Consider the following 18,196-nt stretch of genomic DNA (forward strand, 5'->3'; position numbering starts at 1 on the left):
TGGGCGGCACCTGTGCCCACACCCGGGTTCAGCACGCCGACGATCGAGTACGCCAAGGTCGCGCCGCTGCTCATCGTCTTCGGCGTCGCGATCCTGAGCGTGCTCGTCGAGGCGTTCCTGCCCCGGCGGACCCGCTACGCCGCCCAGGTGATCCTGTCGCTCGCCGCGCTCGTGGCGGCCCTGGTGTCGACGATCGGTCTCGCCGGCAGCAAGCTGCTCGCCGCGGAGGGTGCGATCGCCGTCGACGGGTTCACGTTGTTCCTGTGGGGCACCATCCTGGTGCTCTCGATCGTCTCGCTGCTTCTGGTCGCCGAACGCTCCGTCGACGGCGGTGTGACGGCGTTCGCCGGCCAGGCCGCGGCATTGCCGGGCACGGAGGCGGAGCGGGAGGCCCTCGCCCGGCGGCTGGAGCAGACCGAGGTCTTCCCGCTGTTCCTCTTCGCGGTCGGCGGGATGCTGCTGTTCCCGGCGGCGAACGACCTGCTGATGATGTTCGTGGCGCTCGAGGTGCTGTCGCTGCCGCTCTACCTGCTGTGCGGGCTCGCCCGCCGGCGGCGGCTGCTGTCGCAGGAAGCCGCGATGAAGTACTTCCTGCTCGGTGCGTTCGCCTCCGCGTTCTTCCTCTACGGCATGGCCCTGCTCTACGGCTACGCCGGCACGGTCAGCTTCACCGGCATCGCGGCGGCCATCGGCGGCAAGGTCGGTGTCGACGGGCTGCTGCTCGGCGGCACCGCACTCATCGCGGTGGGGCTGCTGTTCAAGATCGGTGCGGCGCCCTTCCACATGTGGACGCCGGACGTCTACCAGGGTGCGCCGACGGCGATCACCGCGTTCATGGCGGCGTGTACGAAGATCGCGGCGATCGGAGCGCTGCTGCGGCTGTTCTACGTCGCGCTCGGTGCCGCGCGCTGGGACTGGCAGCCGATGATCTGGGTCGTCGCCATCCTCACCATGGGAGTCGGAGCGGTCCTGGCCCTGACGCAGAGCGACATCAAGCGGATGCTGGCGTACTCCTCGATCGCACATGCCGGGTTCCTGCTCGTCGGCTTCGTCGGCGTACGCAACGACATCGGGATCAACACCTCGGCGATCCTCTTCTACCTCGCGGCGTACGGCTTCGCGACGGTCGGCGCGTTCGCGGTCGTCACGCTGGTCCGCGACGCGAGTGGCGAGGCGACCCACCTGTCCCGCTGGGTCGGGCTCGGCAAACGGGCGCCGCTCGTCGCCGGGGTGATGGCGCTGTTCCTGCTCGCGTTCGCCGGTATCCCGTTGACCAGCGGGTTCATGGGCAAGTGGGCCGTGTTCAGCGCTGCCTGGCAGGGTGGTGCGTGGCCGCTGGTCGTCGTCGGCGTGGTGGCGAGCGTCGTCGCCGCGTTCTTCTACGTACGCGTCATCGTCTTGATGTTCTTCAACGAACCAGCGGCAGAAGGTCCGACGGTCGCGGTCCCCAGCATGTTCACCTCGGTCGCCGTCGCCATCGGAGTCGCGGCTACCGTGGTGCTTGGCCTGATGCCGGAGCCGCTCCTGCAGCTCGCGGCGCGGGCCTCGCAGCTGGCGGGCTGACCGCGGATCGCGACGGGCGACCGCGGGGGCGGGCGACGCGTCGCAGCCTCAGCGGGAGGGTAGGTGTGCCGATGAGCATGACCGGGCTGACCGTTCCGTTCGTCGACGCCGACCTGGACGCACGTGTGCGGGCGCGACTCGACGAGGTGGAGCAGCAGCTGTCGACCGTCGTCGCGAGCGACTTCGGCTTCGTCACCGAGACGGCGCGGCACCTGATCGAGGCGGGGGGCAAGCGGTTCCGGCCCCTGCTCGTGGTGCTGGCCGCGGAGTTCGGCGACCACGAGGCGCCGGGGGTCGCCCCGGTGGCGGTCGTCCTCGAGCTCACCCACCTCGCGACCCTGCACCACGACGACGTGATGGACGAGGCGGCGTTGCGCCGGGGCGCTCCGAGCGCCAACGCCCGGTGGGACAACACCATCGCGATCCTCACCGGCGACTACCTGTTCGCGAAGGCGTCGGACCGGATGGTGGATCTGGGGCTCGAGGCCGTACGCATCCAGTCGCAGACCTTCGCGCGGCTCGTGGAGGGGCAGATCCGCGAGACGCTCGGGCCGTCCGACGATGACGACCCGCTCGACTACTATCTCTCCGTCCTCGCTGACAAGACCGGTTCGCTGATCGCCACGTCGGCCAGGTTGGGTGCGAAGCTCGCGGGCGCATCGGCCGAGATCGAGGCGGTCGTGACGGAGTACGGCGAGAAGGTCGGGGTCGCCTTCCAGCTCTCCGACGACGTCCTCGACATCGCGAGCGACTCCGACCAGTCCGGCAAGACGCCGGGGACGGACCTGCGTGAGGGCGTTCCGACGCTGCCGGTGCTCCTGGCGCAGCGCTCGCGGGACCCGGCCGACGCGCGGCTGCGGGACCTGCTGGCGAAGCCGCTGGTCGACGACGACGAGCACGCGGAGGCGCTCAAGCTGCTCCGGGCGCATCCGGCGATGGACCAGGCACGGGCGATCGTGCAGCAGTGGGCCGACGAGGCGCGCGCGACGCTCCCTTCCCTTCCGGACATACCGGCGCGTGACGCGCTCGCCGGCCTGTGCGACCTGGTGGTCTCGCGTACGGGGTGACGACTGACCCACCGATCGGGTGCGGTAAATGAGGCTCCCTTGACACATGTGTCAGGAGAGAGCGGTAAATGACCACGCTGAGCAGGCGTTCGGCACCCGGAACGGGTGTCGACGCCTCTTTGGCGAACACGGGCATGCTCAGCGTGGTCATTTACCGCCCGCCCCGGGTCCCCGGGCTGCCGGGTCGCCCGCCCCCCCGGGCTGCCGGGTCACCCGGTCCCCGGGTCCTCCGGGTTCCCCGGGGCCCCTGTACGACGTGAGACCACGACGTGGACGGGGCTGGTCAGGGCATGGCGAGCGGTTCGCGCCTGGCGAAGGTCCCCTGCCGGCGCATCGCGTGCCAGCGCAACGGCGCACCTAGCAGGGCCGTCACCACCGACTGGATGACGACGAGGTACATGAGCTGCCGGTAGACGACCTGTTGGAGGGGCAGGCTCCACAACGGCCGTAGGCGCTCGCCATCCAGCCGCAGCGCGTAGGCCCCGGCGAGGACCTGGACGAGCAGGAAGCCCAGCCACACGGCAAGGACGCGCGCCGGCTCGCCGAACACGAGCCCGTACAACGCGAACACGTCGACGGCCGGTGCAAGGAGGGGTAGGGCGACCTGGAAGAGCGCGAGGTACGTGAGCCCACGACGCCCCAACTTGCCGGCCTGGCCGCGTTCGATCAGGGCCCTTCGGTGCTTCCACATCGACTGCAGCGTGCCGTAACACCACCGGTAGCGCTGCCGCCAGAGTTGGCGAAGCGAGCTCGGCGCCTCGGTCCAGGCCCGCGCCTTCTCCTCGTAGACCACGCGCCAACCGGCCCGGCAGATCGCCATTGTGAGGTCGGTGTCCTCGGCCAGCGTGTCGTCGCTGATGCCGCCGACGCTGGCAAGCGCATCCCGGCGGAACGCCCCGATCGCGCCCGGCACCGTGGGCATGCAGGCCCAGACGTCGAACATCCGGCGGTCGAGATTGAACCCGATGACGTACTCGATGTGCTGCCAGCGTCCGAGGAGTCCGCGGCGGTTGCCAACCTTCGTGTTCCCACTCACCGCACCAACCCGCGGATCTGCGAACGACCGGACAAGTCGTTCGATGGTGTGGGGTTCGAAGACGGTGTCGCCATCGACGAGGATCAGGATGCCGGATCTCGCGCGGGCGATCCCGGTGTTGAGGGCGCTTGGCTTGCCGGCGTTAGCCTGGCGGATCACGGTCACGCCGGGGAGGCGGAGACGCGCCGCGATGTGTCCGGTGCCGTCGGTCGAGCCGTCGTCGACCACGATCACCTCGACCCTGCCGGGATAGCGGGCGGCGACCAGTGAACGGACGGTCGCCGCAATCCCTGCCGCTTCGTTGTAGGCGGGTACGACGACGGAGACTGCGGGGAAGGTGAGTCGCATGACGCGTCGGCGCTGTTGGAGTTGTCGCCGCCACTTCCGACGCGCACGCCTGGCGCGCCGGGCATGCAGCCTGGCCACGCCCACGAGGAGAACGACCCTGACCAGGGTGAGTGCGCCGGCGATGCCGAGTGCGACGGTCAGACCGGCTGCCAGGACGTGGCCCACCAGTTGTGCTCCGACCAGGGTCAGGCCAGCGAGGCGCTGCGGGCGTGTCGCCGGCAGGCTCGTGGCGGGCAGCCCCACCCCGTCGGATACGGTCGTGAACTGGTAGCCGGCGGCATCCAGCCGGGTCAACAGGTGGTCGACCGCCGTGACAGTCGCGCCCCGGTCACCTCCGGAATCGTGGACCAGGACTACGGCGCCCTGGCGGCCGCGCGGAGTCGCGGCGGCCACGATCTGCTCGGGCGTACGACCGGACCAGTCCTTGGTGTCACGGTTGGCCAGAACGATGAGATAGCCATCCCGGCTCAGCGCCCGGGCTGTTTCGTACTCCGGTGCGGTCATGGCGGAAGGCACTGAGGCGTACGGCGGTCGGAGCAGTCGTGTGTGATGTCCCGTGGCGCCGGCGATGGCCTTCTGCGTGAGGGAGAGTTCCAGCCCGCGCTGCCAGGTGGGGACCCGGCTGAGGTCCGGATGGGTGTAGCTGTGCGAGCCGAGCTCGTGCCCCTCGGCCACGATCTGTCGGGTCAACTGCGGATGGGCCGCCACCTTCGAGCCGAGGACGAAGAACGTCGCGCGGGCTTGGTGGCGGCGCAGCACCTCGAGGATCTGCGGCGTCCACCGCGGATCCGGTCCGTCGTCGAAGGTGAGCGCGATCGTGCCTGCCGGCATGGCCGCAGCGCCGGGCCGGGCGCCTGAGAGGTCGACGACGGGCTCGGAGTCGGCCAGGAGGCGGCCGTCTCGTTTGTGCCCTGGCGGAGTCTCACCTCCCGGCTCCGGTGGTGCCGGCGAGAGGTCGCTCCAACTGCGTTCCACGTAGCCCTGGAGCAGGAGAACGCCGACGAGCACGGCCAGGACGAGACTGAGCAGGGCCCAGTGCTGGCGTGGTTCGCGGAGCCGGACGTGGCGGTGCACGTCAGGGGCGATCGGGCGGTCCGGGCGAGCGAGTCGCGCGCCCGGGCGGAGTATCCGGCTTCGATCCCGACGCCTTGGTCGGCGTGGCGGTGGCAGTGGGGGTAGGAGTCGGCGTGCCGGTCGGATCACCCGTACGCGAGGTGGAGGTCGGCGTCGGGCTCGGGGAGGCCGTCGCCGACGGGCGCGCCTTCTGGGTCTCCTTGTCCCGCCCGGCCCGGCTGGCCGGCTGATCCGCGCGCTCGCGCTGCGGGCGGGCCGCCGGACTCGGAGTCGGGGATGGTTTCTGCTCGCCCAGGGTCCACGGTGGCGTGCCCGGATCGGAGTCGGTGAACAGACTTATGCAGAGCAGCACGAGCGCCGCGGCCACCAGGCCTCCGCCAATCCGCCCTGCCTGTCGAAGCATGCGGTGCCGGCGTCCGGAGTGGTCGACGAAGACCGCGTGCCTGCCAGGCGGTTGTCGTCTCACGGCGAAGCAGTGTAGGCGGTGGAAGGTAGGACTGCGGAGATATGTAATGACAGAAAGGACTTGCTCAACACTCTGTGACCTCGCAATTCATTGAGGGTGCAGGTTAAATGGCGCATTCGCGGTAGAGCGGACAATTGGAGGAGCCTCGGTCAACCGCGACTCCGGACTTGCACGGCCGACACCTGGGAATGGGCGAACGTCCCTTCCCTGCGCAATGTGTGCCAGCGCAGGGGAGCGCCGAGTACTGCCGTCACGACGGACTGGATGACGACCATGTACATGAGCTGTCGGTAGACGAACTGCTGGAGCGGCATGGTCCACAGAGCCGTGAGGCGTTCACGGTCGAGCCGGAGCGCGTAGCCACCGACGACCATCTGCAGGAGTACGAACGTCAACCAGACCCCCAGCACCTTCGACGGCCGCCCGAAGAGCACGGCGTACAGCGCGAAGACGTCGATGGCAGGAGCGAACAGCGGTAGCGCGACCTGGAAGACGGCGAGGTAGGTGAGGCCGCGCCGCCCGAACCGGCCGGCGGGGCCCCGCTCGAACAGGGCCCGGCGGTGCTTCCACATCGACTGCAGCGTTCCGTAGCACCACCTGTAGCGCTGGCGCCAGAGCTGTGCCAAGGAGGCGGGTGCCTCCGTCCACGCGCGGGCGCTTTGCTTGTAGACGACCCGCCAGCCGACCCGGCAGAGCGCCATGGTGAGGTCCGTGTCCTCGGCGAGCGTGTCGTCGCTGATCCAGCCGACGCTCGCGAGGGCCTCGTAGCGGAAGGCGCCGATCGCCCCCGGCACGGTGGGCATGCATTCGAGCAGGTCGAACATCCGCCGGTCGAGGTTGAAGCCGATGACATATTCGAGGTGCTGCCAGCGACCAAGGACTCCCCGCCGGTTGCCCACCTTCGTGTTGCCGCTCACCGCACCCACCTCCGGGTCGGCGAGCGGCTGCACCAGGCGCCTGATGGCGGTGGGTTCGAACACGGTGTCCCCGTCCACCATGACCAGGACATCGTGGCGGGAGTACGAGATTCCGGTGTTGAGCGCCGAGGCCTTTCCGGCGTTCCGCTGGCGGATCACCCTGACCTCAGGAAGGCCGAGCCTGGACGCGATGGCCGCGGTGTTGTCAGTCGAGCCGTCGTCGACAACCACCACCTCGAGATCGCCCGGATAGTCGCTCGCCACGAGGGATCGAAGGGTGGCCGTGATGCCCGCCGCCTCGTTGTAGGCGGGGACGATGACCGAGACCGGCGGGTGGTAGCGCGACTTCGTGGTCATGGAGTACGCCCGCTCGCGCGCCCGGGCCGCGCGCGTGCGTGCGCCATGGGTGCGCAACCGGACGGCGCGGGACCGGGAGCGGAGTGCGCGGGCCTGCGCCCGGAGTGCCCGAGCCTGCGCCCGGAGAACACGTGCGCGCGCCCTGCGTACGCCGATCTCGTGGCGCCAGGCGAGCAGAACCATGAGAACCAGCCGCCCGACGGTGAGGACGCCGGCAGCCACCGTGGCCATCGTGAGTCCCTCGGCTGCCACCTTTCCGGCGCGTTGCGCACCTACCAGGACGGCGCCCGCCGAGCGGTCGACCATGCCGGCGGGAGTGTTGGCCTCCCGCAGATGCAAGGCGTCGGAGACGGTCGTGAAGCGGTACTTCTTCGGCTGGAGCCGGGTGATCAGGCGATCCACGCCCTCGACCACCGCGCTCCGGTCGCCTCCGCCGTCATGCAGGCGGACCACCGCGCCGCGACCCGCCTTCGGTGTGGCCGCCGCGACGATCTGTTTCGTCGTACGACGTGAGGCGTCACGCGTGTCGCGGTCGGTCAGCACGATGAGGTAGCCCTGCCGGCTCGCGTCACGCGCGGCTTCGTACTCCGGCCCCGTGAGCCTCGAGGGAGTCGAGGTGTGCGGCGGCCGGAGCAGGTAGGTGTGCATCCCGGTCGTCCCGGCGAGCGCTCGCTGCGCGAGCGTCAGCTCCACGGCGCGTCGCCAGCCGGGAATTCCGCCGAGATCGGCGTGGGTGTAGGTGTGGCTGCCGATCTCGTGCCCCTCCGCAAGGATGCGTCGGGTGAGTTCGGGATGAGCCGCGGCCTTGGATCCGACGACGAAGAACGTTGCGCGTACGCCGTGTCGGCGCAGGGCGGCGAGGACCTGCGGGGTCCATCGGGGATCGGGCCCATCCTCAAACGTCAGGGCGATGGTGCGGTGGGGCATCCCGGTCCGGGCTGGCCGCGAGCGGCTGAGGTCGAGGATCGGACCGGCGTACGAGAGCGGCAACGGGCTGGTGGATGAGCTCTGTTCTGATGGCGCTGTGGAGCTGCTCCACGCCTCGTCAAGGTATCCCTGCCCGTCAGAGCCCTTCTCGACGTACCCGTGGACGAGGAGGACGGCCGCGAGCGAGGCGAGCAGGAGGCAGATGAGGGTCCAGTGGTGGCGGGGCTCCCGGAGTCTGACGTGTCGTGCCATGCGCGCTAGCTGTCCAGTTCGGCAGCCCGCTGACTGTCCAGGTTCAGACGCGCGGAAGTGGGCTCAGCTGATTCGTCTGTACGTCGCCGAAGCATTGCCGCCTTTCAGCCGTAACCAGGTGGCCAGTCTCTCGTTGTCCTCCTCGCAGGCGACATGTCGACCTGTGGCGATGGCGCATGCCTTCGCTGCGGGCTGCCCACCTTAGAGCGTCCGTATGTCGGTCCTGTAGCGGGACTGATCTCGGGCGTGTTCTCAGCTGTCCGCAGCCGTGTCGTCTCGCAGAGTTGCGAGGTCGTCCGGTGTGTCGATGTCTGCGGCAGACCCCACGTCGTCACAGGGAACCTTCGTCACGAGATCCGGCCGGCTCCGCAGGAATCCCCGGGCACCCGCGTCACCGGTGGCGAGTTCGGCGATGTCCTTCCAGACAGCGCGGGCGAGGAGCACCGGATGGCGAGGGTGCTCGCCGTAGGTCGCGACCGCCGCCACCGCACCCGCGGCGTATGCAGCGCGAAGGCGTTCGACGGCCGTGGCGGTGACGAGGGGCTGGTCGACGAGGGCGATGACGACGGCGCCGACGTCCGGTGGCATGGACGCCAGTCCAGCTCGCAACGACGACCCGAGGCCGGTCGGCCAGGCGTCGTTGCGTACCACCGTCGTCGCGTCGGCGAGGTCGGCGGTCGCGAGGATCTCGTCGTACGCCGCACCGAGGACGACGTGCACCGGGGCGCAGCCTCCCGCGGTCAGCAGTCGGAGTCCGCGCTCGACGAGGAGTTGTCCGCCGAACTCGACCAGCGCCTTGGGCCGCCCGAACCGAGCGCCCTCACCTGCGGCGAGCAGCAGCCCGGCGACGTTCGTCATGCCAGCATTGTCGCCGGTGCCAGGCCCCCGCTTCGTCGGCCCCTTCCTCGGCCCCCGTTTCGTCGGCCCATTCCTCGCCCTGTCCTCATGTCGTTCCCGTGATCATGAAAGCGGACCGGACCGTGAAGGGAACGGGCCCCTACGTACCGGACGCCTTCATGATCACCGAGGCGGGAGGGCGCAGGGCGGGTCAGTCCATCCAGACGCAGGCGACCGACGGGTGTGGCTGGCCGCCGTACGGCCACCTCGACGCCGGCTCCTCCGGGGTCGCGCCGTCGACCTCGCCCGGGTGCTGGACGGCGACGAACACCGTCCGCTGGTCAGGGGTCACCAGCGGTCCGCACGTCTCCGCGCCCACCGGCACCGTCAGGAACTGCTTGACATGCCCGCGTTCCGGCCCGCGCACCGGGGTGGCGAACAGCCCGTCGTTGGACTCCAGCGCGTTGCCGTCGGTGGAAATCCACAGGTTTCCCGCACCGTCGAACGCCAGGTTGTCCGGGCACGAGATCGGGCTCACCTTGGACTTGTCGTACCCACCGAAGTAGGTCGTCGGATCGCCCGGATCCCCGCAGACCAGGAACAGCCGCCAGCTGAACGACGTCGCCGCCGCGTCCCCGCGGCTCTCGTCGATCTCGACGACGTGACCGTGCTTGTTGGCCGCCCGCGGGTTGGCCTCGTCGACCTGCTCCGCCGTGCGGTTGGAGTTGTTGGTGCACGCCATGTAGACCGAGCCGGTGACCGGATTCCGCTCGACGTCCTCCGGCCGGTCCATCTTGGTGGGGCCTACCTTGTCCGCCGCGAGCCGCGTGTGGACGAGCACCTCCGCGACCGACATCCCGTCGACAAACGACTCCTCGTCGCTCGTCAGCGGGATCCACTCGCCGGTGCCGTCGTACTCCCCGTCGTCCGCGCCGTCGCCGGTGAACTTGGCGACGTAGAGGGTGCCGCGGTCGAGCAGGCTCATGTTGTGGCGGTGCGCGGCGGCGGTCCGGGTCGTCCGGTAGCGGTCGCGGGACACGAACTTGTAGAGGTAGTCGAAGCGCTCGTCGTCACCGAGGTACGCGACGATCCGGCCGTCACGGGTCGAGGTGACTTCCGCGCCCTCGTGCTTGAACCGACCCAGCATGGTGCGCTTGCGGGGCGGGGCCTCCGGGTCGTACGGATCCAGCTCGACGATCCAGCCGAACCGGTTCGCTTCGTTCGGGTTCTTCGTCAGGTCGAAGCGTTCGTCGATCCTGGCCCACGACTTGCCCGCCGCCTTGGCCGTCGGCAGACCGTAACGCGTGAATGCCGGGACGTGCGCAGGGTCGACGGCGCCGGACGCTTCGAAGTACTGGTTGAAGTTCTCCTCACCGGACAGGACCGTGCCCCATGGCGTGGTGCCGCCGGCGCAGTTGTTCAGCGTGCCGAGCACCCGGCGTCCGGTCGGGTCGGCCGCGGTCTTGAGCAGGCCGTGGCCCGCCGCGGGTCCGGTGATGACATGCGCGGTCGTCGCGGTGACCCGTTTGTTGAACGGCCGCCGGCCAGAAGTGACGAGCTTCCACCGGCCGGTGCGTCCGACCCGCTCGATCTCGACGACGGACATCCCGTGGGCTGCGAGCGAGACCCGCAGTTGCTCCTCGGACGCCGATGCACCGTCGGCCCATCCGCGGAACATCAGGGCCTCGTCGGTGTACTCGTGGTTGGTGACGAGCAGCGCCCTCTCGCCGCCCCGGGAACCGCTCCCCAGCGGGAGCACGCTCACGTAGTCACAGTTGTAGCCGAACTGCTTCTCCTGCGCCGCCGCCGTCTGGATCTCGAAGTCGAACTCCGGGGCGTCCGGCAGCACCGGGTCGCCCCAGCTGGCCACGACTGCCTGCGCGTAGCCGTCCGGAACGACGAGCGCGTCGCGGGTGTTCGGCGCGACGGGGGTGAAGGCGAGGTCGCTGATCCGGGATCCGCCGCTGCCACGTCCGTTGCTCGGGCGCGGGCCGTCCGTCGGACTCGCGGCAGCCGCCGCGCTCGGCACGGCCGCGCCGGCGGCGCCGCCGATCACCAACGCGCCGACCGCGGTTCCCTTCAGCAGCGAACGCCTGGACAGCGCCGACGCCACGACGTCTGCGAAGTACGGGTTGTCGCTCCGGTTGGGCACCGGGTGGTCGCAGGCGTTGCCGCACCGGAACTCACACGTGAGCCGGCTCCGTGAGCCGTGCCGTGGAAGGAGGGGGAGGAGCCGCTTCATGTCAGAACACACTCCAGGTCCGCACAGGTACGAAGGTGTGCCCGGAGCCGGGCGTGAGCGCTCCGAGCGAGGGCCGGGACCGCGCGCCGCTCCGCCTTCGAGGCGCGGCGAACCCGCGGTCGATCCCGAAGCCGAAGCTAGGTGACTCCGACAAGCGCGACACGGCGCGGACCTGAACGGCCGGTGACCGCCGGGAATCCGGCCGTCGACAGCGCCCGCCGACAGCCAGCCCGCCCGCTCAGCCCGCCCGCTCAGCCCGCCCGCTCAGCCCGCCCGCCCGCTCAGCCAGCCCGCCCGCTCAGCCAGCCCGCCCGCTCAGCCAGCCCGCTCGCCCGTCGCCGACGGAACGCCTGCACCCTTGTCACCGTGCGTGCGTACCACCGTTGCGGGTGGTGCGGACTGGGCGCGGACTCCACACGGGCGAGACCTGGGCCGGACCTGGGCCGGACCTTGGTCTGGACCTGGGACCGCGGACGGCCGGCATCGGCCCCGACTCGCGTCCACGCGCTCCGGTGGAGAGGATATGCGCGTGGACTCCGCTCTCGAGATCGCGAACCGCGTCACCACGGCTTATCGCTCGCTCGACGGCCTCGCGTTCGCCTACGGTCAGGGCCCGGTCATCGCGGGTTTCACCAACGACTCCGACCTCGACCTGATCATGGTCTGGGACGGCGATCCGCCCAAGGTGCGCTCCCAGGCGATGGCGGACCTGCACAACGGCCCCGGCAAGCCGCTGCAGCACGACTATCCGGGCTTCTCCCTGGACCGGTTCTGGGTCAACGGCGAGCAGATCGAGGTCTCCCACAAGTCGCACGAGACGTTCTCCGGGTGGATCCGGGACATCCGTTCCGGCTGGGGTTGGGAGGACTCTGACTCCACGATGCCGCTCTACGCGATCGCGGGATTCGCCTACGGCCGGATGTTCATCGACGAGAACGGGCTCGCCGCCGCCGCACGGAGCGACCTCACGTCATTTCCGCCCCTGCTGATCGAGCGGTCCCGGACCGTGCTGGAGGCGGAACTTCCGTCGTACGAACGCGACCTTGCCGGCTCGGCCCGCCGCGGCGATGGGTTGCTCTTCCACGAACTCCTGAGCAGGGTGCTGCGGCACGCGCTCGTCGCGTGGTTCTCGGCCGAGCACCGGTACTGCCCGCACCCGAAGTGGCTGCAGCACTGGATCGCGCGGTTCGGGATGGACAGCCGGATAGCGTCGCTGGAGCGTTCGCTGTGGCTGCCCATCACCCTCGAACGCCGCCGCGAGGTGTTCGTCTCGATGGCCGAACGCATCCTCGACCAGAAACGGGAGCAACCTGACGCTGGATGAGGGCCGGGCTCCTCTGCATACCGTCTAGACCCGGTCGAGCGGATGGTGCGGTTCGGGTGGCAGCTCGACCTGGATGGCGTCACCGGGCCGGACCTCACCGCCGGTGACGACGACTCCCATGATGCCGGCCTTGCGGATGACCTTGCCGGTCTCGTCGCGGCCCAGGACGGCCGCGAGCAGGCCCGGCTGGAAGTCGTCCAACTGCGTACACGGATTGCGGAGTCCGGTCACCTCGACCACCGCCGACGCGCCGAGATGGAGCCGCGTGCCGGTCGGCAGCCCGAGCAGGTCGACGCCGGAGGTGGTGACGTTCTCACCCATCTGCCCCGCCGCCACGGTAAACCCCGCCTCGGCCAGCTCCTCGTGGAGCTCTGCGTGGATGAGGTGGACCTGACGCAGGTTGGGCTGGCTGGGGTCGCGGGCCACCCTCGACCGGTGCTTGACCGTCACACCGGAGTGGGCGTCACCCGCCACACCGAGGCCGGCGAGCAGCTCGACGCGCTCGCAGACGTCCTTGCTGAACGAATGGGTCGCACTGCGGCTCACCGCCTTCACCGCTGCTGTCATGGACCGACATCCTTTCCTGCCCTCGGAGCTACTCGGAGGTGCCCGCCTGGAAAGCGGGTCAACTTTCGGACCACTCGCGGTTTCGGTGGAGTCGAGTATCCGGGCCGCACCGCGCCCTGCGGAGGCCTGTCCTGGACCTGCCGATGCGCGGACCGGCGTGGATCGCCAGGATACGTGGGTGGACACCGCTCTCCGGATCGCTCGCCAGGTCGTACCCACCTACCGTGCCCTCGGCGGGCTCGCCTTCGCCTACGGCCAGGGGTCGGTGTTCACCGGGTTCACCGCCGACTCCGACGTCGACATCGTCCTGGTGTGGGACCGGGACGGCCCGCCCGCCCCGTCGGATCGCCCGGTCGAGAAGCTCCACACCGGCCGCGGCGTTCCGGTGACTTTCCACCAGCCTGGTTTCGTGCTCGACCGGCTCGACATCGGCGGATTCCAGGTCGACGTCTCCCACAAGACCCGCCGAGTCTTCGACGGCTGGGCCAGCGATGTGCGGTCCGGACGTGGGTGGGAGGGCGTGGAGTACCCGACCCCGTTGTACGCCATTGCGGGCTTCGCCTACGGCACGCTGCTCGCCGACGGCGCCGGCACCGGGGCGGAGGTCAGGTCCCAGCTGTCGACATTTCCGCCGGCGCTCGTCGAACGGTCGCGGAGCGTGCTGGCGGAGGAGTTGCCGTCGTACGACCGGGATCTTGCGACCTGCGCTCGCCGTGGCGACGGGTGGCTGTTCCACGACCTGCTGAGCAAGGTGATGCGGCACGCGCTGGTGACATGGTTCGCGGCCGAACGCCGCTACTGCCCGCATCCGAAGTGGTTGCACCACTGGGTGGCGAGGTTCGGGATGGATCCCGCGATCGCCGGGCTCGAACGCGGCCTGTGGGCGCCGCCGGTCAGTTTGGCTCGGCGACGGGAGCTGTTCCTCGCGATGGCGGACCGGATCCTGCAGCTTCCAGTTGCGCGCGGCGGCCCCGTCGCAGGCCGTCCCACGTGAAGATCGCGAGGGCGAGCCAGACGATGGCGAAGCCGGCCAGGCGTACCGGCGGCATCGGCTCGGCGAACACCAGCACGCCGATCAGGAACTGCAACGTCGGCGCGATGTACTGGATGATCCCCAGCGTCGTCAGCGAGACCCGGGTGGCCGCGGCGGCGAACAGCAGCAGCGGGATGGCGGTGACCACGCCCGCGCCGGCCAGCAGGACGGCCTTGTCCCAGCCGGTGTGGCCGAAGGCACCCGCCCCGGTGAGTTCCAGCCAGCCGAGATATCCGAGTGCCAGCGGGCCCGCGACCGTGGTCTCGACGGCGAGGCTCTCCATCGCTCCGGCCGCGGCCTTCTTCTTGCACAGGGCGTACGCCGTGAAGGTCAGGGCGAGCGTGAACGCCACCCACGGCGGCCGGCCGTAGTCGATGGTGAGGATGACGACCGCGACGGCGGCGATCGTCAGGGCGGTCCACTGCGCGCGGTTGAGGCGTTCGCCGAAGAGCAGGACACCGGCCATCACGATCACGAGCGGGTTGATGTAGTAGCCGAGAGCCGTGTCCACTACATGGTCGTGGTTGACGGCCCAGATGTAGGTGCCCCAGTTGACGGCGATGATGAGCGCGGCGGCGGACAGGTAGCCGACACTGCGCGGACGGGTCCGGAGGGCTGCCCACCAACCCGGGCGGGGGCGGATCCTCAGCAGGATGGTGACGAAGACGAGCGACCAGATCAGCCGATGCGCCAGGACCTCGACCGATCCGGCGGGTTGGACGAGCGGCCAGTAGAGCGGGAACAGTCCCCAGCTCGCGTAGGCGAGGACACCGAAGATCAACCCCCGGCGTTGCTCGTCCACACGTCGCAGACTACGTACGACGGATTGATCAGACGAATCGTCGGCTCGCTGGTCTCGCGGACTGGGATCTCCGCCCGGCGTTCAGGCGCGGCGCCCCCGTCGGGCAATGACCACGCTGAGCATGCCAGTGGCACCTGGGCCAGGCATGGACGCCTCTCCGAGGTACGCAGACCTGCTCAGCGTGGTCATTGTCCGACGGGCAGTACGCCTGGTCGAGTTGCCACGGGCCTGCTCAGCGTGGTCATTCAGGCCCGGCCATGCCGAATCCGCGGTCAGGCGTGGGCGGTCAGGCGCTGGAGCCGACGGTCCAGGTGTCGGCTCCCTGGAGCAGTTGTGCCAGGTCGCCGGGGCCCTTGTCGGCCCGAACCTTCGCCAGTTGGTCACGGGCGAGATCGTCGTAGGTCGGCCGCTCCACCTGGCGGAAGATCCCGATCGGCGAGTGGTGCAGCGTCTGCGCGTCGGCGAGCCGGGAGAGACCGAACGCCGTCGTCGGGTCGGCACCGTAGGCGTCGTGCACGAGCACGGCGTCGGCCCCGACCTCGGCCACCGCCGCGACCCGCAGCCCGCCGGACGCCTGGTCGCGGACGACACCCAGCTCGCCGTCGCGGCCGAACAGAATCGGCTGGCCGTGCTCGAGCCGGATCACCGCCTCGTCCTGGGTGTCCTTGCCCTTGAGGATCTCGAACGCACCGTCGTTGTAGATGTTGCAGTTCTGGTAGATCTCGACCAGTGATGCGCCCCGATGCTGCACCGCGGCCCGCAGCACCGAGGTGAGGTGCTTGCGGTCGGTGTCGATCGTGCGGCCGACGAACGTCGCCTCGGCGCCGAGTGCCAGCGACACCGGGTTGAACGGCGCGTCGAGCGAGCCGAGCGGCGTCGACTTGGTGATCTTTCCCAGTTCCGACGTGGGCGAGTACTGTCCCTTCGTCAGCCCGTAGATCCGGTTGTTGAACAGCAGGATCTTGAGGTTGACGTTGCGCCGCAACGCGTGGATCAGGTGGTTGCCGCCGATGGACAGCCCGTCGCCGTCACCGGTGACCACCCACACCGACAGGTCCGGCCGCGATGTGGCGAGGCCGGTCGCGATCGCGGGGGCGCGGCCGTGGATTCCGTGCATGCCGTACGTGTCGAGGTAGTAGGGGAACCGGCTCGAGCAGCCGATGCCGGAGACGAAGACGACGTTCTCCCGCTTGACGCCCAGCTCGGGCAGGAACCCCTGCACCGCCGCGAGGATCGCGTAGTCGCCGCAGCCTGGGCACCACCGCACCTCCTGGTCGGAGGTGAACTCCTTGCGGTTCTGCGGAGCGTCAGCCGTCGGGACGCCCCGCAGTCCGGGCAGCGGCAGATCGGTGGTGGTCATGAGCGTCTGCAGTCCTCCTCCACGTCGACGCCGTGACGGACGTGGCCGTTGGGCGACGGGTCAGACAGGGAGCCGGCATCGTCGCCGTCCTCGAGTGAGCCGATGAGCTCGCCGATCGCCTCGACGAGTTCGGCGGCGCTGAACGGAAGCCCGCGAACGCGGTTGTAGGTCACCACGTCGACGAGGTAGCGGGCCCGCAGCAGCATGGCCAACTGGCCGAGGTTCATCTCCGGGACCAGCACGCGTTCGTAGCTCTTGAGCACCTCGCCCAGGTCCGGCGGCAGCGGGTTGAGGTGCCGCAGGTGCGCCTGTGCGACCGGGGTGCCGTGCTCGCGCAGGGTCCGACAGGCAGCGCCGATCGGGCCGTACGTCGAGCCCCAGCCGAGGACGAGCACCTTGGCGTCCTTGCCCGGGTCCTCGACCTCCAGCGGCGGGATGGTCCGCGCGATCCCGTCGATCTTGGCCTGGCGGGTGCGGACCATGAGGTCGTGGTTGGCGGCGTCGTAGGAGATGTTGCCGTGTCCGTCCGCCTTCTCCAGCCCGCCGATCCGGTGCTCGAGGCCGGGTGTGCCCGGCACCGCCCAGGGACGGGCGAGGGTCTCGGGGTCGCGCTTGTACGGCCAGAAGACCCGCTCGCCGGTCTCGGTCTCGTGGTTGGGTTCGGTGGCGAACTCGACCTTGACCTCGGGCAGATCGGCGACGTCCGGGATCCGCCACGGCTCGGAGCCGTTGGCGAGGTAGCCGTCGGACAGCACGAACACCGGCGTGCGATAGGTCACGGCGATGCGTACGGCCTCGATGGCGGCGTCGAAGCAGTCCGACGGCGAGCGCGGTGCGATGATCGGGACCGGCGCCTCGCCGTTACGCCCGAACATCGCCTGCAGCAGGTCGGCCTGCTCGGTCTTGGTCGGCATCCCGGTCGAGGGACCGGCGCGCTGGATGTCGCAGATCACCAGCGGGAGCTCGAGCGTCACACCCAGGCCGATCGTCTCCGACTTCAGCGAGACACCGGGCCCGGAGGTCGTGGTCACCCCGAGCGCGCCCCCGAACGCGGCACCGAGGGCGGCGCCCACCCCGGCGATCTCGTCCTCGGCCTGGAACGTCGTCACGTCGAAGCGTTTGTGCTTGCTCAGCTCGTGCAGGACGTCGCTCGCCGGCGTGATGGGGTAGGAGCCGAGGAACATCGGCAGCCCCGCCCGGTTGGCCCCCGTGATGAGGCCGTACGCAAGAGCGAGGTTGCCGGAGATGTTGCGGTAGAGCCCGGCCTTCATCTCCGCCGGCCGGACCTGGTAGGAGATCGCGAACGCCTCGGCGGTCTCACCGAAGTTCCAGCCCGCCTTGAACGCCGCGATGTTGGCGTCGCGGATGGCGGGAAGGCGAGCGAACTTCGCGTTCAGGAAGGACAGGGTCGAATCCGTCGGACGGTTGTAGAGCCACGAGACCAGGCCGAGGGCGTACATGTTCTTGGCCCGGCTGGCGTCCTTGCGCGACAACCCGCCCTGGTCCGGCCCGAGCGCGGCCTTGATCGCCTCGGTGGTCATGCTCGTGAGCTTGAACCCGTGGGTCTGGTAGGCGTCGAGCGAACCGTCGTCGAGCGGGTTCTCCGTGTAGCCGACCCGGCTGAGGTTCCGCTTGGTGAACTCGTCCGCGTCGACGATCAGCGTGGCGCCTCGGGGCAGCTCCGGCAGGTTGGCCTTCAACGCCGCGGGATTCATCGCCACCAGGACATCGGGGGCATCACCAGGGGTCAGGATGTCGTGGTCGGCGAAATGGATCTGGAATGACGAAACGCCTGGCAGTGTCCCGGCTGGCGCGCGAATCTCCGCCGGGAAGTTGGGCAATGTCGACAGGTCGTTTCCGAAAGATGCGGTTTCCTGAGTAAATCGGTCACCGGTCAGTTGCATGCCGTCACCGGAATCGCCGGCAAATCGGATGATGACACGGTCGACCTGCTGGACCTGTTTGGTCACCGGGCGAACGACCTCCTCGGGCGCCGTGCCAGGGCTAGTCCCCAAAACCGTGTT

General features: G+C 69.6%; 12 protein-coding genes. 4 read left to right on the forward strand and 8 right to left on the reverse strand.

Annotated features, from left to right (window positions below; all coding sequences use genetic code 11):
- Positions 1-12: 12 nt before the first annotated feature.
- Together nuoN and ABNF93_RS22380 are read left to right on the forward strand one after the other, a co-directional pair.
- A complete protein-coding gene (gene nuoN, locus ABNF93_RS22375; RefSeq protein WP_349330124.1) occupies positions 13-1,563 on the forward strand; it encodes an NADH-quinone oxidoreductase subunit NuoN in 1,551 nt (516 codons plus the stop codon).
- Between the two features lie 71 nt (positions 1,564-1,634).
- The gene (locus tag ABNF93_RS22380) at positions 1,635-2,630 is read left to right on the forward strand and encodes a polyprenyl synthetase family protein (RefSeq protein ID WP_349330089.1); all 996 of its coding nucleotides are present in this window, start codon (positions 1,635-1,637) and stop codon (positions 2,628-2,630) included.
- Between the two features lie 283 nt (positions 2,631-2,913).
- On the opposite strand, the gene ABNF93_RS22385 is transcribed toward ABNF93_RS22380, so the two are convergent.
- The 4 genes from ABNF93_RS22385 to ABNF93_RS22400 form a co-directional block, all read right to left on the reverse strand.
- The gene (locus tag ABNF93_RS22385) at positions 2,914-5,088 is read right to left on the reverse strand and encodes a bifunctional polysaccharide deacetylase/glycosyltransferase family 2 protein (protein WP_349330090.1); all 2,175 of its coding nucleotides are present in this window, start codon (positions 5,086-5,088) and stop codon (positions 2,914-2,916) included.
- 615 nt (positions 5,089-5,703) lie between these two features.
- The gene (locus ABNF93_RS22390) at positions 5,704-8,007 is read right to left on the reverse strand and encodes a bifunctional polysaccharide deacetylase/glycosyltransferase family 2 protein (RefSeq protein ID WP_349330091.1); all 2,304 of its coding nucleotides are present in this window, start codon (positions 8,005-8,007) and stop codon (positions 5,704-5,706) included.
- Positions 8,008-8,259: 252 nt separating this feature from the next.
- Positions 8,260-8,865 carry a nucleotidyltransferase family protein gene (locus ABNF93_RS22395; RefSeq protein WP_349330092.1) on the reverse strand — a complete coding sequence of 202 codons (606 nt, stop codon included), beginning with the start codon at positions 8,863-8,865 and terminating at the stop codon, positions 8,260-8,262.
- A 190-nt stretch (positions 8,866-9,055) separates the two neighbouring features.
- Positions 9,056-11,086 (reverse strand): PhoX family protein, encoded by a 2,031-nt coding sequence (locus ABNF93_RS22400; protein ID WP_349330093.1) that lies wholly within the window; start codon positions 11,084-11,086, stop codon positions 9,056-9,058.
- A gap of 529 nt (positions 11,087-11,615) precedes the next feature.
- On the opposite strand from ABNF93_RS22400, the gene ABNF93_RS22405 reads away from it, so the two are divergent.
- Positions 11,616-12,410 carry a DUF4037 domain-containing protein gene (locus ABNF93_RS22405; protein ID WP_349330094.1) on the forward strand — a complete coding sequence of 265 codons (795 nt, stop codon included), beginning with the start codon at positions 11,616-11,618 and terminating at the stop codon, positions 12,408-12,410.
- Between the two features lie 24 nt (positions 12,411-12,434).
- Here the strand turns inward: ABNF93_RS22405 and ABNF93_RS22410 are convergent, their stop codons facing one another.
- Positions 12,435-12,977, reverse strand: a complete 543-nt coding sequence (locus ABNF93_RS22410; RefSeq protein ID WP_349330095.1) for an MOSC domain-containing protein — start codon at positions 12,975-12,977, stop codon at positions 12,435-12,437.
- Positions 12,978-13,155: 178 nt separating this feature from the next.
- Here ABNF93_RS22410 and ABNF93_RS22415 point away from each other — a divergent pair, with 178 nt between their 5' ends.
- A complete protein-coding gene (locus ABNF93_RS22415; protein ID WP_349330096.1) occupies positions 13,156-13,971 on the forward strand; it encodes a DUF4037 domain-containing protein in 816 nt (271 codons plus the stop codon).
- Here ABNF93_RS22415 and rarD read toward each other — a convergent pair.
- The 3 genes from rarD to ABNF93_RS22430 all read right to left on the reverse strand — a co-directional run bounded on the left by rarD (position 13,871) and on the right by ABNF93_RS22430 (position 18,142).
- On the reverse strand, positions 13,871-14,812 hold the full coding sequence (gene rarD, locus ABNF93_RS22420; RefSeq protein WP_349330097.1) for an EamA family transporter RarD: 942 nt from the start codon (positions 14,810-14,812) through the stop codon (positions 13,871-13,873). The two genes, ABNF93_RS22415 and rarD, sit on opposite strands and share 101 nt — an antisense overlap.
- Positions 14,813-15,098: 286 nt before the next feature.
- Complete coding sequence (locus ABNF93_RS22425; RefSeq protein ID WP_349330098.1) at positions 15,099-16,172, reverse strand: 2-oxoacid:ferredoxin oxidoreductase subunit beta; 1,074 nt, start codon at positions 16,170-16,172, stop codon at positions 15,099-15,101.
- Complete coding sequence (locus ABNF93_RS22430) at positions 16,169-18,142, reverse strand: 2-oxoacid:acceptor oxidoreductase subunit alpha (protein ID WP_349330099.1); 1,974 nt, start codon at positions 18,140-18,142, stop codon at positions 16,169-16,171. The genes ABNF93_RS22425 and ABNF93_RS22430 overlap by 4 nt, the downstream gene beginning before the upstream one ends.
- Positions 18,143-18,196 lie beyond the last annotated feature (54 nt).

It is taken from the genome of Actinopolymorpha sp. B9G3 (genome assembly GCF_040120725.1).
GTDB lineage: Bacteria > Actinomycetota > Actinomycetes > Propionibacteriales > Actinopolymorphaceae > Thermasporomyces.

Coding starts and splice junctions, on each gene's coding strand:
- ABNF93_RS22380 (WP_349330089.1), top strand. CDS start 1,635: ATGAGCATGACCGGGCTGACCGTTCCGTTCGTCGACGCCGACCTGGAC.
- ABNF93_RS22390 (WP_349330091.1), bottom strand. CDS start 8,007: ATGGCACGACACGTCAGACTCCGGGAGCCCCGCCACCACTGGACCCTC.
- ABNF93_RS22395 (WP_349330092.1), bottom strand. CDS start 8,865: ATGACGAACGTCGCCGGGCTGCTGCTCGCCGCAGGTGAGGGCGCTCGG.
- ABNF93_RS22400 (WP_349330093.1), bottom strand. CDS start 11,086: ATGAAGCGGCTCCTCCCCCTCCTTCCACGGCACGGCTCACGGAGCCGG.
- ABNF93_RS22410 (WP_349330095.1), bottom strand. CDS start 12,977: ATGACAGCAGCGGTGAAGGCGGTGAGCCGCAGTGCGACCCATTCGTTC.
- ABNF93_RS22425 (WP_349330098.1), bottom strand. CDS start 16,172: ATGACCACCACCGATCTGCCGCTGCCCGGACTGCGGGGCGTCCCGACG.